At 48.7% G+C, this 15954-nt stretch carries 15 protein-coding genes and 2 pseudogenes; 3 read left to right on the forward strand and 14 right to left on the reverse strand.

Annotation, left to right across the window (positions count from 1 at the left end; translation table 11 throughout):
* Positions 1-5 precede the first annotated feature (5 nt).
* The 3 genes from BN1969_RS09410 to ilvD form a co-directional block, all read right to left on the reverse strand.
* Entirely contained in the window at positions 6-596 is a 591-nt protein-coding gene (locus BN1969_RS09410; RefSeq protein WP_050624069.1) for a hypothetical protein, read from the reverse strand.
* Positions 593-1069 carry an RNA polymerase sigma factor gene (locus BN1969_RS09415; RefSeq protein ID WP_050624070.1) on the reverse strand — a complete coding sequence of 159 codons (477 nt, stop codon included), beginning with the start codon at positions 1067-1069 and terminating at the stop codon, positions 593-595. Before BN1969_RS09415 ends, BN1969_RS09410 begins: the two co-directional genes overlap by 4 nt.
* A 472-nt stretch (positions 1070-1541) precedes the next feature.
* Positions 1542-3239, reverse strand: a complete 1698-nt coding sequence (gene ilvD, locus BN1969_RS09420; protein WP_050624071.1) for a dihydroxy-acid dehydratase — start codon at positions 3237-3239, stop codon at positions 1542-1544.
* A gap of 123 nt (positions 3240-3362) precedes the next feature.
* On the opposite strand from ilvD, the gene BN1969_RS09425 reads away from it, so the two are divergent.
* On the forward strand, positions 3363-4286 hold the full coding sequence (locus tag BN1969_RS09425; protein ID WP_050624072.1) for a LysR family transcriptional regulator: 924 nt from the start codon (positions 3363-3365) through the stop codon (positions 4284-4286).
* Positions 4287-4901: 615 nt separating this feature from the next.
* On the opposite strand, the gene BN1969_RS09430 is transcribed toward BN1969_RS09425, so the two are convergent.
* The 6 genes and pseudogenes from BN1969_RS09430 to BN1969_RS09450 form a co-directional block, all read right to left on the reverse strand.
* Entirely contained in the window at positions 4902-5621 is a 720-nt protein-coding gene (locus BN1969_RS09430) for a S24 family peptidase (RefSeq protein ID WP_050624073.1), read from the reverse strand.
* A complete protein-coding gene (locus BN1969_RS09435; RefSeq protein ID WP_050624074.1) occupies positions 5599-7965 on the reverse strand; it encodes a hypothetical protein in 2367 nt (788 codons plus the stop codon). The genes BN1969_RS09430 and BN1969_RS09435 overlap by 23 nt, the downstream gene beginning before the upstream one ends.
* Before the next feature lie 59 nt (positions 7966-8024).
* Positions 8025-8363: pseudogene (locus tag BN1969_RS19190) on the reverse strand (BsuBI/PstI family type II restriction endonuclease); the annotation flags it as partial.
* A 125-nt stretch (positions 8364-8488) separates the two neighbouring features.
* A complete protein-coding gene (locus BN1969_RS09440) occupies positions 8489-10237 on the reverse strand; it encodes an AIPR family protein (RefSeq protein ID WP_050624075.1) in 1749 nt (582 codons plus the stop codon).
* 33 nt (positions 10238-10270) lie between these two features.
* Positions 10271-10522, reverse strand: a complete 252-nt coding sequence (locus BN1969_RS09445; RefSeq protein ID WP_473206039.1) for a helix-turn-helix domain-containing protein — start codon at positions 10520-10522, stop codon at positions 10271-10273.
* 62 nt (positions 10523-10584) lie between these two features.
* The gene (locus BN1969_RS09450; RefSeq protein ID WP_050624077.1) at positions 10585-11049 is read right to left on the reverse strand and encodes an LOG family protein; all 465 of its coding nucleotides are present in this window, start codon (positions 11047-11049) and stop codon (positions 10585-10587) included.
* Positions 11050-11159: 110 nt separating this feature from the next.
* Here BN1969_RS09450 and BN1969_RS09455 point away from each other — a divergent pair, with 110 nt between their 5' ends.
* Positions 11160-11471, forward strand: coding sequence for a helix-turn-helix domain-containing protein (locus BN1969_RS09455; RefSeq protein ID WP_050624078.1), 312 nt, complete (start codon positions 11160-11162; stop codon positions 11469-11471).
* A 57-nt stretch (positions 11472-11528) separates the two neighbouring features.
* Here BN1969_RS09455 and BN1969_RS09460 read toward each other — a convergent pair whose 3' ends face one another.
* The 5 genes and pseudogenes from BN1969_RS09460 to BN1969_RS09480 all read right to left on the reverse strand — a co-directional run bounded on the left by BN1969_RS09460 (position 11529) and on the right by BN1969_RS09480 (position 14991).
* Positions 11529-11774 carry a DUF6061 family protein gene (locus BN1969_RS09460; RefSeq protein ID WP_050624079.1) on the reverse strand — a complete coding sequence of 82 codons (246 nt, stop codon included), beginning with the start codon at positions 11772-11774 and terminating at the stop codon, positions 11529-11531.
* A gap of 422 nt (positions 11775-12196) precedes the next feature.
* A complete protein-coding gene (locus tag BN1969_RS09465) occupies positions 12197-13372 on the reverse strand; it encodes an AAA family ATPase (protein WP_050624080.1) in 1176 nt (391 codons plus the stop codon).
* Positions 13362-13697, reverse strand: a complete 336-nt coding sequence (locus tag BN1969_RS09470; RefSeq protein WP_050624081.1) for a plasmid mobilization protein — start codon at positions 13695-13697, stop codon at positions 13362-13364. Before BN1969_RS09470 ends, BN1969_RS09465 begins: the two co-directional genes overlap by 11 nt.
* Positions 13698-13701: 4 nt before the next feature.
* A pseudogene (locus BN1969_RS09475) lies at positions 13702-14785 on the reverse strand (site-specific integrase).
* Between the two features lie 2 nt (positions 14786-14787).
* Complete coding sequence (locus BN1969_RS09480; protein WP_050624082.1) at positions 14788-14991, reverse strand: MerR family transcriptional regulator; 204 nt, start codon at positions 14989-14991, stop codon at positions 14788-14790.
* 303 nt (positions 14992-15294) lie between these two features.
* Between BN1969_RS09480 and BN1969_RS09485 the strand changes: the two genes are divergently transcribed.
* Positions 15295-15783: a helix-turn-helix domain-containing protein gene (locus BN1969_RS09485; RefSeq protein ID WP_050624083.1), complete on the forward strand. Its 489-nt coding sequence runs from the start codon at positions 15295-15297 to the stop codon at positions 15781-15783.
* Positions 15784-15954: the final 171 nt, after the last annotated feature.

Here is a 15954-nt window from a genome sequence, read left to right on the forward strand (position 1 = left end):
TCCTGTCAGTTGAACTCATGGGGAGAGAGGTATTTCTGCGAACTCATCGCATAGCCGTTTTGATACTTGACAGTCAGGTAGACAGTCTCCTCCCCGTTGGTGAGCTGTACATAACAAACGCCGTCATCGTCGAACTGATGGGTGATGTCCAGCTTCTCTCCGTAATAGTAGATCCACACCGAGCCGTCATCCTCATAGGAGACCTCCGGCGCGTTGAGATGCTCCATCAGCTCCTCCGGGGTGAGCGGCCGTTCGGTGCCATCCGGCTCAAAGGCCACACCGCCTCCGCCGCGCTGCTGTGTCTCGCCGTTTTCATCTGTGTACTCCAGCGTATAGTGCCCCGGCTCTACTGTCATGACTGCGTCTGTCTGATCGCCGTGGAGCCAAAGCTGCACCCTGCGCTGGATGCTCCCCAGGTCGGCCGCATAAGCCGCACTTCCCGTAGCCAGCAGGAGTGCGGCCGCGAGGGCGATGACTGCGGTCCTGCGGCCGCTCTTTCTATGCTTCTGCTCTGTCATTTTCATTACCTCCGTCAGTGTGTCGGAGGGGGCATGCAGTGGGGCAAATGCCCTCTGAAACCGTTCCTGCTCTGTCATGGTGATTCCTCCTCCAAAATCGTTTTGAGTTTTGCCCTTGCCCGGAACAGCCTGGTGCTGACCGTTTTTTCCGGGATACGGAGCATGGATGCCACTTCCGCTGTGGAGTACCCCTCATAGTAAAAGAGCAGCAGCGGTACACGGTATTTCTTGTCCAGGGACATGACGCTTTTGAACAGCTCCTGGTCCCGCTCATGCTCAAATCCCAGCGTCTCGGTGTAGTCATCGATGTTCTCCAGTCTGCGCCACGGTGAGCGGAAGAGCATCTTACAGCGATTGACGGTGGCGCGGATGAGCCAGTTTTTGAGGTGGGCGTCCGATTCAAATGCTTTTTCTGTCTTGTACAGCTCGATCAGTACATCCTGCGTCACATCATTTGCGTCATCCGGATTTTTTAGCCAGCCATAGGCCACGCGATAGATGGTGTCCATGTACCGCTCCGCGGTTCGGGCAAATGCTTCGTTTGAAAACATATATGTCTCTCCTTGAAAGGCCTTACACCCTATATGTGCAGAAGGAAGCCGATTCCTTTCACTTTGGAACAAAATTTTTTGTCCCGGCTGCCGAAGCTGCGGGCAAAGCGGGACGGAAGCAGCAGAAGACCTCCCTGCGGAACAGCAGCTCCAGCAGGGAGGTCTTGTCTCGACTCTCGTGGTCATTCTTTTGTATGCGGGCCTGCGCAGGGGAGAGGGCCGCCGTCTCGTTATCTCAGGGTGGGATTGCCCCCCTGCCCGGTGGGAATGTCCAGCAGGATGTCCTTGTTCTTTCCCGCCCGCAGCACATAGCTGTCTCCCGGGTGGCCCATGGGCCCCTCAGCGCGCAGTCCCGCAGCCCTACCTCGCAAACGGTGATGCGCTCAGGCAGCTTCATACCATATCACACTCCAAATCATATCAGGCAGAATATGTTCAAACACGGATGCTTACACCGAAACAGCTGTAGCCGTCACCGCTCCCGGGGCAGCTGGAGCACCGCGCCCTGATCGGCACTGGTGACCAGGGCCGCGTAGCGCTCCAGCGCCGGGGTAGCCGGCTTGTGGATGTGCCGGACCCGCTCCAGGCGGCGCTGGATCTCCTCCTCCGGGACACAGAGGGTCAGGGTGCGGTTGGGGATATCGATGATGATTCTGTCACCCTCTTCCACTGCGGCGATGGGGCCGCCGGCGGCAGCCTCCGGGGACACGTGGCCGATACAGGGCCCCCGGGTGGAGCCGGAGAAGCGCCCGTCGGTGACCAGGGCACAGTCCTCGTCCATCCCACGGCCTACAATAAGGGAGCATGTCATGTGCATCTCCCGCATCCCAGGACCACCCTTGGGCCCCTCGTACCGGATGACCAGCACGTCCCCCTTTTGGATCTTGTCGTTGGACACCGCCCAGCTGGCCTCCTCCATGGAGGTGAAGACCCGGGCCTGCCCCTCAAAGTAGTGCATGCTGGGCTTGACCCCCGCCTGTTTCACCACTGCGCCCTTGGGGGCCAGATTGCCGTGAAGAATAGCCAGGCCGCCCTCTGGCTTCTTGGGGTGGTCCAGGGAGAAGATGACATCGTTTTCCACCAGCTCAACCCCGGCGAGATTTTCGCCCACCGTCTTTCCACTGACCGTCATCTGCTCCAGGTCCAGCTTACGCTCCAGGGCCTTCATCACCGCAGGGACCCCGCCCTGCTCCTCCAGTACACTGAGGGGGTACTGCCCGGAGGGCTTGATATTGCAGAGATAGGGGATCTCCCGGCTCAGCTCATCAAAGTCATCCAGGGTGATGTGGATGCCCGCCTCATGGGCGATGGCGGGCAGATGTAAGGTGCTGTTGGTGGATGCTCCCATGGCCATGCTTACTCTGATGGCGTTGCGCAGGGCCTCCCGGGTCATGATCTTACGGGGCGTCAGGTCCTCCTTCACCATGGCCACGATCCGACGGCCCGACTGCTTGGCGATGCGCCGTTTTTTCGCGCTCACCGCGTGGGCCAGGCCGCAGCCGGGCAGGCTCATGCCCAGGGCCTCGGCCAGACAGCTCATGGTATTGGCTGTGCCCAACATGGCGCAGGTGCCAACGCCGGGCAGGGCGGCCTCCTCGATCTTCATCAGCTCGTCCTCGGTGAGCCTGCCGGTCTGGGTGCGGCCGATCAGCTCCCGCATGTCGGTGAGAGTGATCGCCTCCATGTCCTTGTACTTTCCAGGGAGCATGGGCCCGCCCGGGATGACGATGGCAGGGATGTTCAGCCTCATGGCGGCCATCAGCATGCCGGGGACGATCTTGTCGCAGCCGGGGAGCATCACCATGCCGTCGAACTGATGGGCCTCGATCATGTACTCGGCGGAGTCGGCGATGAGTTCCCGGCTGGGCAGGGGATAGCTCATCCCTTTGTGCCCCTGGCAGATGCCGTCGCAGATGGCGATGGTGCTGAACTCCCGGGGGATGCCCCCCGCCTCGATGATCCCCTGCTTAACGAAGTCCGCCAGCTCCCGCAGGTGAAAGTGGCCTGGTACCATCTCGGTGAAAGAGTTGACCACTGCGATCATGGGTTTGCCCAGGTCCTCCCGGTCCAGACCGGTGCTGTACAGCAGCGCCCGGTGAGCCGCCCGCTCAATCCCGTTGGTCAGCATCCCGCTTCGGTAATCCTTAAAGTGCATCTTCTCCTCTGGCATGTTCAGCGCTCCTTTCCTGTGCGGCTGTTTTCATCTAGCAGTGTACCAGCGGATTGACAAAACCGCAAACACATTTTATATTTATTTTATAAACAAAAAAGTTGTATTTAGGGAGGGAGAGCGGTGAATATCAGTCTGGAATACTTTCTGGCCGTGGCAGAAGAGGAGAGCATCAGCCGGGCTGCGGAGCGGGTCATGGTGAGCCAGCAGGATATGAGCAACCATATCCGGCGTCTGGAAAAGCAGTACGGGCTCCTGTTTGAGCGGCGGCCCAGATTTGCCCTGACCCCAGCAGGGGAGGCCGTGCTGGCCACCTACCGGCAGGTGCGGCTGCTGGAGGAGAGCCTGGAAGACCGGCTCCGGGACCTGAGGGAGGATATAGAGGGGACCATCCGCCTGGGGATGCACATCGCGCGGGCGCGCATCCTGGTCCCCCCGGCGGCGGCCAGATTCTGCCGGGAGTTCCCCCACGTGCGCCTGGAGGTGGTCCACGGGGACACGGCCGTTCTGGAAGACAAGCTGGGGCAGGGGACGCTGCACCTGTTCCTGGGTGTAGATCCGGAGGAGCGTCCCCACTTCTGCTTCACGCCGGTGGGCTCGGAGACAGTCTATCTCGTGATTGCCGGGGCCCTGCTGGACCGCTGCTTCCCTCAAGGGGGCGCGGGGGATACCATTGACGAGACGCAGCTATCGCGCTTACCGTTGATCTTCAGCCCGACCATCAGCAAGACTCAGGCCCGGATCACAGACTTTTTCCGGCAGCACGGGCTCGCCACCGCATTTCAAATCACGGCGGGGGACTATGACCTCCAGCTCCGGCTGGCGGCCCAGGGCCTGGGGGCCTGCTTCTGCCCGGCTATGCACCTGCGGGACGTCCGGCACCTTTTGGAGGGTCCGGAGCCCATTCTTCGGCGGCTGTATGTCCCGGATCTGGACGTGCGTAACGAACTGAAGCTGGTGACCAACCGGCGGATGTATCACCCCCGCTATCTGGACGTCTTTGCCGGGATATTGGAGGAGGAGGCCAGGCGCGCCCTATTGTGCTGAGCGTCCCATTCCAGGCCGGACATGGGCCAATGGGCTCCAAAGCCGCCCCCTCCGCCCGAACAGGGCGGAGGGGGCGGCTTTGGGCGTTAGAAGTATGAATAGTAAGGGGAAAAGTAGAAAAAGAAAAAATTATATGAAGTATATCACAACTTTACTTGTAAGTATACTCTTTTACCGTTCCCTTCCCAATTAACGGAACGCCTAAGTTGCTTGCCGGCCTCCCACGCCGCTTCCAGATGTTCCGGGCTAAAGACCCGCTTGACTCGCTCATAGTCGGCGGAGCATAAAAGGACCGCAAGTCCCGACAAAAGAGACTTGCGGTTATCATGATTTATTCCCACTCGCCGAGTTAAATCCGTTTCTAAACTTTTTTGTATAGAGGATTTGATTCGTCGTGGTTTTATTTGATGCAGATTATCCTTATCCTAAGGTCTATTCGGACTTTTGCTATCAAAAATCTATCCGGGCCATCCTATCAAGGGTATTGCTTGAGATGGGCGGTTGGATGGCTTAGAAGTATTATAGCATGTATAAAGACATTTTTCCAGAGCCTACTTGAAGCTCTCCTGAAACAATTGTATCAGTCAAACATTTGTAGCCACTATAAAGTTAGTACTATTCAAGAAGCACTTTGCCCTGAATTGCACATTCTACTTTCGAAACATCAATATCACAAAAGTCGCCTGACTGATTATCTGGCCTTAGGATAACACCTGCATCGTCTATACAATAGCGTTTGCACATGATTTCTCCATTAATGCTAAAAATGCCAATATCACCGTTTGACAACACATCCACTTGTTTTACCATTACAACAGAACCATCTACAATGGTAGGTTCCATACTTCTACCGGAAATTTTTACGGCATAATCGGCATTTAGGTTATCTACTTCAATCTTCTCAAAGGGAACATTGGCCTGATCAAAATAAAAACCATCTCCAGCACAAGCGGGCCAATCAAATAGCGGAATTATTTTCTTGCTTTCGGAGGTGGACTGTGTTTCATCAATGACACCAATTTCGTTATCTTTTTGTTCGTTGTCTTGGCCATCAGCTTTTTCAGTGTCAGGTAATTCTTCCTCAATGGCTTTAAAAATTTCTTTGATCCAATCGAAAATATAGCGACCTTTTTTCAATGGATCAGAAGAATTGTCAGCAATTTTGTTTTCAAAATCGATTGCAGTTGATTTGTTGCCGGCATACACACCATTATAAAATTCAAGAGACACAAATTTCAAAGTATTGCCATTAATACGAAAGATACTACTTCCATCTTCTTGTATTATGTAGCTATTTTCAGCCGACGAATAGTCAAAGTACAGCCGTCTTCTCATACCGTTTCCACCTCTTTCGAATTGAATCTAGCCCTCCATCAATATTTTGAGCAACGATATCCAGAATATTGTACTCTGGGCATTCATATTCAAGCGTACCAGATCTAATCTTTAAGCCGCTTTCATCTTTAGATAAGAAGATAAGATTGTCCACATCCAAATTAACGATAAATTGTGGATTATGTGTCACCATGATGACTTGTCTTACTTCTCCCATGTTTTTAAAACGATCCAGCAAATAATCCCTAATTGCCTTTTGTGAAATATTATCTTCTGGCTGATCAATCAAATAAACACCATCATGGTGTGTTTCCGAACAAAGCAAGTCAAAATATATTTTAGAATCTAAGCCCGAAGACATCTCCGCATACTTATCTGTTCCTTGGCTGATAATTGAATACTTCGCAGAGAAATCCTGATCCAATACCTCATTAATTGCAGATTTAAAAAATTGCAGTACTTCTGTGTCGTCATAGCGCAACAGCATATCCTTTAAATCATTTTCCGTTATTGTCTCCCAATCGATTTTTTTCCCTACTTTTAATGTTTTGGATAGAACACTGATGAAATAATCAATGCTTATTTCATCTATATTCAGTTTTGAAATAAATTCATAATCCAATATTTGATTGCTGTGAGGCAAGATTTTTTGAGTTTTTACATTAGGCTTATATACTTGAAGGGCACGTTCATAACGTATAAGCTCTACTATTCTGCTTTTTACATCAGCTGTACGCTCAGTAAAAGATGATTGCTTTTTTTGACGATCACTAACCGTTTTGCGGTGTCTAGTTGAAATTGAAGTCAGGATTTTATGAACAGTTTCTATTCTTGCATTTTCTTTATCAACTGTATCTACCAGATAATCATATCGGCTCTTCATGTTCTGCAAGCGTTTTAAAATAATTGCTAATTCATCCTGATCATCTTTAATTGTAACCATCTGTGAGATCTCATTTACAGCTACAATAATTGCCTCTAATTTTCCGGATATTGCGGTTTCTTTCTCAGATGTTTGTTTAGCACTTCTTGTATTATTCACGAAGGTCATACTTTCTGCTGTACTATCGTCTATGACAATCGGGAATGATAAAAGCTCTTCTAATCGCTTATCCATTTCGAACTTGCGTGACAGGTATTGACACATGCGTTCTGTTTCCGCATTCAAGACACTCCTATAGGGAAGAGGATTTACATCCGGAGGAAAATATTCTTTCAAAAATTCAGAAGCATTTAATTTGTTTTCTTCAAACTTGGAACGAACTTCGCCTTGCATGTCAAAGCAAAAAATATCTTCAGGTTGAAGCTGTTTTTTTATTGATATTCCGTTGTCTTTCAGATATCTTTTATAGCCGTCTTTCACTTTGGCTGGTAATGATTGTGCCTTTTTCTTGTAGCCTGTGAGTGCATGCAACAGCAACGACTTACCAATGGAATTATCTCCAATAATTGCATTTATTCCCTTGGATAATGGTATAGCGAATGTCTCGCCATCATGCTCAAATTTGATTTCCTCAAGTGTTTTTTTGTCAACATTAAAAAAACTATTAACGCATTTCAATCGGTTGTGGTCAGTGATTGCCATAACCAATCCTTTGAAAGTAGGAAGACACTTAGCAAAAGTATAAGGAAACGCATCAGTTAGCAGACTTTCAGGAGTCTCAGAGGGATACAACGACCAATCATGACAATCAGTCCCTGTTACAAAGCGAATATTTTGTTCCATATCTTTCTGGAACAAAAATGTCTTGTTCAGAACCTCGTTTCTTCTATTTTTAAACTCAAACGCTTCAAAATAGTCTGTGTAAACAAATTCCAAAAATCTTTGGTTCCCCAGGCTATTGGCGTCATTCTTTCTGGGATTGCGGCTTGTTAATGTGTTTTTCTGGTGAGCAATTAAAATTGTATTCATGTCAACTTCTCTAAGAAGCGCCAAGAATTCTTCTTCTCTATACGCATCATTGTAATTTGGCCTATTATTTTTCAAAATACTCTCTAATTTTTGAACTTTGACCTCATCCTCATCAGTAAAGATCGTTACAACATGAATAACACTTTCTTTGCCTTCACTTGCGAAGCAAACCGATAACTCAACACCTGGAAGCACCTTTTGTATTGAGTTATCCATAGATTCTGCTGCTTTTAATCCCTGGTACATTTCGTATGAAAAAGTATCATGATCTGTAATGGAGCATAAATTCACTTCATTTTCATTTAATTTTTCAATCAATGTTCCTATATTTTCCAGAGTGTTATTCTTGACTTTCACTCCATCTTTATGCGCTGATGCAGCAGAATGAATATGTAGGTCAATTTTTAGCCCTGTTTTTACAACTTTATCCATAACAACTCTCTAACCCGTCTTTACTCTAATCTATATCTATGAATTTTTTGCGGAACCAACTATTTCCTGGACTCTAAAAACTTGTCACCATTCAAACGAATCATGTGATCCGGCATATCTGCAATCCAAACTTCCGTTTTCCAAGCGAGCGTCTCAGAAAGCTTCTTGAACGTCTTAAAATTCAGAAAAGCTGTAACATATTACGCCGGTGGTCATTTCTTCAATCTCTTTGATGCGTTTCGGTTCCATTGGCCCAACAGATGTTACTGCCTCTATAAAATACAGCACAGCCAGTTCTTTTCCTCTGAGTAGAGGGCCACATCTGGCATCTTATCATGTAATGTAATAGTAAATCCCAGTTTACAAAGCTTGTCCTCGTTCTTTACCAAATCCTTTTCGTTCCTGTCAGAAGCTTTCTAAACAGATTTGCTTATGGGATTTAGCTCGGGGTATCGACATTCTTTCCATTATTCAGATAGTAGAGGCTATCTGATTTTTTTGTTGCCATGGTGTTGCCGCAATATTAGTCAGCTGTCCATCTGGAATCAAAATCTTCCTTATTCATTTCCAAGTTAGCATTCAGCTGATTTAAAACTTGCTTCCCGCCTGGCATCATTTTCAAGGATGCTAGATATTGTTTAATAGCAGTCCTTAGATCCTTCAAAGATGTCTTTGACTTAATCCAGTTCTGTGGCACAAACATCTTACCACTATCCGTTGCTTCAGAGGACGCAGTCTCCAATGCCATATTCAAACAACTACCAGCAGTTTCAACAACTGTGTCCAGTAATCCCCCAGCATTCAATTTCTTCAATACTACAGCTGGACTTGGAACAGAATCATTCATTTTATTGATTTCACAAAAGATTACCGAAATTGCGTACAGCTGGTGGTATGGTGCATAGGATTTCATAGCCAACAGGGTTTCATTTAGCCCCATCGGATTGTCCTTATCCCATTTTGCATATAGTGTACTGAACAGCACATTCAATGCTTGAATATTTTCAGGTGCATACTCGCGGCGGAACAATTGATCAAAATATTTATCAAAAATTTTTGTTTCACCGTAAGAAAGGTTCGGCCGTTGTGAATGCCAAGCTATTAGCTGTTTACCGAGATCGGTTAAGTTTACTACATGGGCTGTGTTATATTTGACACTATCAACTTTTTCTCCTCGCTTGGTCACAAAGTAACCATCAGGATAGAACTGCTCATAGGCTTTTTTCATTGCCAAGACTGCTTTATCATTACTCCGTAAATCACGGGCTTTAACTGCGCTTTGGCTATTTGTAGAAGTACTAATACTATCCGCTCTTTCAGCGTCACTGATTTCATAAAATCGGAACAATATGTATGCATTATCAGCTTTTTTAGCTAACTCGCTACAACTAAATATCGTACTTAGAGACTGACATCCATTAACAACATTCAATTCTTTAACCGACAGTATCCTATTATGAACCGACATCTGAGAACATATTGCCGTAATTCCATTATGTAAGAAGAAAAAATCACCTGCATTGTTCTTAATTGTCCGTGCAATTCCTTTGTTGACTTTGTTGCTCGATCCTAACGATTGCCTCACATTTTTTCGGAACAAGCTCCCATCTTTAATTCCAGGAATTTTGACGCAATCTTTTAGTGGAAGCGCAGCAACCACGGCTTTTGTTCCATCAATCATCAGTTCCATATATTTTCCCTCTTCGAGGTTAAACTCGTGATTGATATATGGCCGATTTCTATTCAAAGCCTCATTGTATTTGAAACGCAATGTTTCATTGTCTACAACAACAAGATTAGCGGACAAAGTTTCGTTATCTGACAGTTTCTTCTGGAAAACTTCAAGATCGCGTTTGGCAGAATCCGTCAGAGCAGATGTCGTAATTAACTCAAAACAAACCTCATAATCATCTTCCAGCGCGGTAGCCATTTCACTGATTTTAACTTGCAAATTATGGTTTGCACCTTCCTGGAGATGTGCTAAATCTTGAATTTGAATCCAAGAAGAAAGAACTTCCCTTAAAGGCTCCGCATCTACAGTATCTCCACCGTAAAACTTACCTTGGATAATATAAATTGTACATGACTGGTTATCGATATAAACAGCATCGATTTGTTTATCGCCGGCTCCATCCGTAATGCAATCTTTTGTTTCAAATGTATCAAGATTATGGATGTTGCGAAGGTACCAAGCTACAAAGCGCTGACCATCGTTTGGAAAATTTTCTTTATAATAATCTTGGCCTAATTCTGTCAAAATTTTATTATACATTATCGAAATTACGCCTCTTTTCTACACCATATGTTATTCCTGGATAAACTCCATAATTTCATCTATGCCGCAATCCAAAGCTACACAAATTTTATATAGGCTCTCCATCGATACAAATTCATTTTTTCTCATCTTTGCTAAGACATTAAAACTAATGCCTGCGGCATCCTTTAAGTCCGAGCGTTTCATCTTTTTGTCGATGAGAATTTTCCAAAGTTTATCATAAGATACCGGCATTGCAACTTCTCCATTCATGTGCGGATAAGTAATTATATCATAAAACACACGATACCTCAAGATTGGCTCACGAAATCATGAGGCTACTTCAAGCCAAATGGCATACTGAATTATATAGCAACTTGTATCAATACGGTTATTTGGATGCCGTTTTTCCGTTGTCTCTTCTGAGCATATTCCACCAGCGCCCGTGCATTGCTGGCAGGGTGCCAGGCATAGGCGATAAGATAGTCTACATGATCTACAACATAGCGATTTGCTCTTACGATTGCAACCTCGCGCGGGACGCTTTCCATCCCCGGTGGATAGAAGGTGCTGTCAAATCCATCCGGCGTTGGGATGGGCCGCTCTGCCGGATGGTATGGTAATAGCAAAGTGAGCTTCACCTCTGGGTAGAAACGCTTTGCTTCTTTGACCGCTGACGCTGCGAGACGGTCAAATCCGCCGTAGTGACCGACGATAAATTCCGTGACGCCATATTCAACAATGTGCTGCTCCACAGCCGCGTACAATGCCGGATAAATCTCTTCTGATGCCTCTCGGTGTCCGATAAAGAAACAGCTTTTTCCTCCCAAATTTCTCCCTCCTTTTTAGTTGTGTTTATCGTTAAAATTATACGATACAAATGATTAAATTACAACGATTTATCAAAGTATAATTTACGAAGAACACAAGCAAAGGAGTGATGCAGGTGAAGGATATTCTCTCGGTTATAACCGCGTATCGAGAGGAGCGGGGCTGGACAGAGTATCAGCTTGCAGAACGCTCCGGTTTGCCGCAATCCACGATCTCCTCATGGTATCGCAAGAACATGGTTCCGACCATTCCATCTCTGGAAAAAATCTGCACAGCCTTTGGTATTACGCTATCTCAACTGTTTGCCGAAGAAGATGCACCTGTTTCATTAACTGAGGCGCAGAAAAAGCTTCTGGAACGCTGGTCAAGGCTAAGTGAAGAACAGCAGGCTGTTGTATTTGCTTTGATTGATAAGATGTAAAAAATCCGTCAGAGGCGCACCCTTTAGAGTGCTGCTTCTGGCGGATTTTCTTTGCCATCAATCTAACGGAGTTTTCTGTGTTACTGCTTTTAGATATAATTCAGGGGCCCCATTCAAAATCAGTTCGGCATAGGCCAGCGGATCGTTATAGATCAGCCAGTCCAGTTCTGACTGCTGGTACATACTGTTTGCCACCTCGTTCTCCACGGCGGTGCAGTTGATGGAGAGTAGCGTTCCGTCATCCATACGCAGCTCCACGCAGGCGGTGTCCAGGTTAAACTCACAGGACAAAATCTTTTTCATACTCGTTACCTCCCAATGCTTAAATTTCAATTAGTTTTCCGTAGCGGCCCAAAGGCCGTTTCGGTTGTTTTAGTTACCCGCAAGCAATGCGTGTGGATAGCCACACACACGACGGGCAAGCAATGCGAGTGTTAATACACACTCACATTTCCTGCCGTCTGCTTGTTGAGGGCAATGCCCCCAAGCCCCCTTTTGAACACAGAATTTCATTCTGTGGCTACGCGTTCTGCGAACGCTTTTAAGGGGCGGAACAAATCGTTCCACCCTATTGTTTTTGGGGTGACAGTGAAACAGCGTGGCCCTGGGAAGCTGGGGTGGCAAAATACCACCCCGGTTTTTCCTTTCCGCGACGGTGGCGACGGTCGCAACGGTGCTGGGAGTACCCCTCAAAACACCGTCGCGACCGTTGCGAGCGTCGCGCTTTACCCGATTACTTCAAACGCAGGTGCTTCCACCACCATGTAGGTCAGCCGGATACGCCGCCCGGCGTGCTTGGTTTTGTTCTCGTACTTTACCTGATGTTCTTCCAGCAGGCGGCTGGCGTTCACATTCAGATGCTTGGTAAGCCGGTTCACCGCCATATCCGTGTGAATCGCTTGGGCCAGCTCGGTGGGACTGCCTTCCCATTCCCGGTTGTCAGCAGACACGATCTTCGCTACGGCTTCCAGCACCGGGTCTGGAGGCTGCTTCCAAAGCTCATTCTCTGCGTGGTCAAGATCCCACACCAGGCTCTCTTGGTCTTTGCCCAGATACAGCTGCTGATCCGGCTGATCTCTGCCCACTACCTCCAGAGTCGCCTTGCTATCTGTCCGCTTCTCCTTCTGCATCAGGAGCGCCCCATCCGCACAGCCCAGCAGGCCGGTTGTACCAGAAATCATCTCAAAGCTGTCTCCTGCAGGCTGCTTTCTGGTGTGGTGGACGATCAGGACGCATACGCTATATCGGTCTGCAAATTGTTTCAGCTTGCCGATCACCTCATAGTCGCTGGAGTAGCTGTAACTGTCGCTCACCGACTCCCGGACTTTTTGCAAGGTATCCACGATAATGAGTTTGGTATCGCAGTGTTCCCGAACGAACTTTTCCAGCTGTTCATCCAGGCCGCTGCCGATCATTTTAGCGTTGGTGGCGAAGTGGAGGGAGCTTGTCCCCTCCACTCCGAACATTCGGAACATCCGGCGCTGCAAACGGCTCTCGTCATCTTCCAGAGCAAGATAAAGGACGGTTCCCTGGTGGACTTTGTAGCCCCACAGGTCTTGCCCGGTACTGACATGGTGGGCAATCTGCGCCACCAGGAAGGACTTGCCAATTTTAGGCGCTCCGGCAAGGATGTACGCTCCTGTATAAAGCAGGTTCTCAATCACCGCAGACTTGCCCTCGAACACATCGTCCATCAGCTCATCCAGGGTCACAGTATGCAGGTAAGCCGGGTCGCTCATGCGGCGCATTTTCCGGTAAAGTTCCTCCAAATCTCTTTCCGGGGAATTGCTTTTTTCGTCCGGGTCTGGTATAATGAACTTGGAATTTGTAGAGATTGACTGCCCATCATCTGCGCCAACAGATGAGCCATGGGCGGTCATTTTCTTTTTCTCATCGGTCATAGGCAAAGTCCTCCTGCATTCCGTTCATAATGGTAGCGATCATCTGGATGGTGTCCAGCAGCTCATCGTTCACGCCCTGCTCGGCTTCGATCCGGCGCAGCTCGTCCAGCACAGCGGCCAGCTGGTCCCGCAGGGCCTTATAGACCCTGGGGTTACCCTGGACCACCACATCCCGTTCCAGCAGCCGCCGGATGATGTAGTCCTGCTTGGTCAGGCCGGTGAGCTTCACCAGGGCTTCCAGCTGGAGATCTTCCTCCGCCGACACCCGGAAGGCCACCGTCTTGTTTCTCCAGCGGTTGTGGTTGTCATAGTTCTTCTTGGACATTTTCTTACACTTCTTTCTCGTTTTTCAGTGAATCCAGCTTGTCGGCCATTTCCACCTGACGAGTGGGGAACAGATGGGCATAGCGGTAGGTGATGTCGATGCTCTCGTGCCCCACGCGCTCTGCGATGGCCAGGGCGGTAAAGCCCATGTCAATCAACAAACTGATGTGGCTATGTCTCAAATCGTGTATGCGAATCCTTTTCACCCCTGTTTGCTTGCAGCCACGGTCCATTTCCCGATGGAGATAGCTTTTGCTGATGGGAAACATCCGGCTGTCCGGCTCCACGCCGTAGAGCTGCTTGAGGTAGTCCTGCAACTCGTCACACAGGAACTGGGGCATCTGGATCACCCGGTTGCTCTTGGGCGTTTTGGGCGTGGTAATGACATCCTGCTTGTTGATCCGCTGGTACGACTTGTTGATGGTGAGGGTGCGCTTCTCAAAGTCGAAGTCCGCCGGGGTCAGGGCCAGCAGCTCACCCTCCCGGACACCGCACCAGTACAGAACTTCAAAGGCGTAGAAGGACAGCGGCTTATCCATCATGGCCTCGGAAAACTTGGTGTACTCCTCCCGGGTCCAGAATAGCATTTCTTTCCGTTCTTCTGCCCCCCATGTTTCCCGCCTGCCGGGCCGGGTTGATATTCAGGCCGTAAAACCGGGCAGCGTGGTTGAAAATGGCGCTAAGTTGATTGTGAACCGTCTTAAGGTAGGTTTTGGACAGCGGTTTGCCGTGACAGTCCCGCATTTCCCGGATCTCGTTCTGCCAGCGCATAATGTCCTTGGCTGTGATCTCCGAAAGCTTCCGCTTGGCAAAATAGGGCAGGATCTTCTTTTTGATGATGCTCTCCTTGGTGAGCCAGGTGTTGAGCTTCAACTTGGGCTTAATGTCCCTCTCATAGAGGGCAACGAAGCTCTCGAAGGTCATGTTCACATCGGCCTGCTTTTCCATCAGGAACTCCCGTTCCCATTCCAGCGCCTCTCGCTTGGTGGCAAAGCCCCTTTTGAGCTTCTGCTGGCGCTCACCTTTCCAGTCGGTGTAGCGGAACTGCACATACCAGGTGCCGTTGTCCTTGTTTTTAAACGCTGCCATGATTACTCCCCCTTTCTCGCTGTTTCGGTTCTCGTGCCATAAAACTTCTCGTGGAAGAACTTGCGGTCGATCCGGCCGGAAATCGTGATGCAGCCGGTTTTCGCCAGTTCCTCGTTCATCTGCCGGATGAGCTTATAGGCGTAGGGTACGGACACCCCCAGCTCTTCGGCCACTTCGTCCACGCGCATAAAAATCTGATTTGCCATGGTAAATCCCTTCCTTTCTTTGTTATTGGTGACTGCTGCCTGCAAGTGTTGTGTTTCATAAATGCCTCCTTACTTATGTCCGCCACTTTTTCTCCGTTTCGCAACCAAAAATCTGGCGGGCCATTTGATGCGCTACATTATCTAAGCTTATTCGCTTAGTATTCTTATGATACTATACATATAAGCTTAGTTCAAGCCTTTTAGAAGAAATATTATTAAATAAATTTGCTTAGATTATCTTGACAAGACTAAGCAAATATGCTATGTTTCATATAAGAACAACCATAGATGGGAGCTGGATGTATGGCGATTGGCGAACGGATTCACTTTTTCCGTCTCCTACGGGGGATGACACAGAAATATCTTGGTATGGCGCTGGGCTTCCCGGAGAAGTCTGCCGATGTGCGTCTAGCGCAGTACGAAACAGGATCAAGAACCCCTAAGGCCGATCTGACTGCTGCCCTGGCCCAGGTACTGGATGTCTCTCCCCACGCCCTTTCCGTCCCGGACATAGACTCCTATGTGGGGCTCATGCACACCCTGTTTACCCTGGAGGACAACTACGGTCTGAAGATCACGGAGCAGGATGGTGAGCTTGCCTTGCAGGTGGATTTCCGCAAAAACAAGGACGCCGCCCGGCTGCACGAGATGCTCTGGGCCTGGTGGGAACAGGCAGCCAAACTGGAGGCCGGTGAGATCTCCCAGGAGGAGTACGACCGCTGGCGTTACCACTACCCGGAGTACGACAGCAGCCAGATCCACGCCAAGGTGCCGCAGGAGGGCCTGATCTGACCCTCTCACTTGTAGGCCACGGGAGAGGCAATTTGTTGCGCAAAATCAGAAAATTCAGATAAATGAGAGCAAAATAAAAAAGGTCTAACTGATCAGCAAAAATCAGTTAGACCTTTTACTTATGAATAAAAAGATGAGGATTTTTAGGCTACTCGCAAGCCACCCGATTTT

Source organism: Clostridium phoceensis (assembly GCF_001244495.1).
In the GTDB taxonomy this organism is placed as follows: Bacteria; Bacillota; Clostridia; order Oscillospirales; family Oscillospiraceae; genus Lawsonibacter; species Lawsonibacter asaccharolyticus.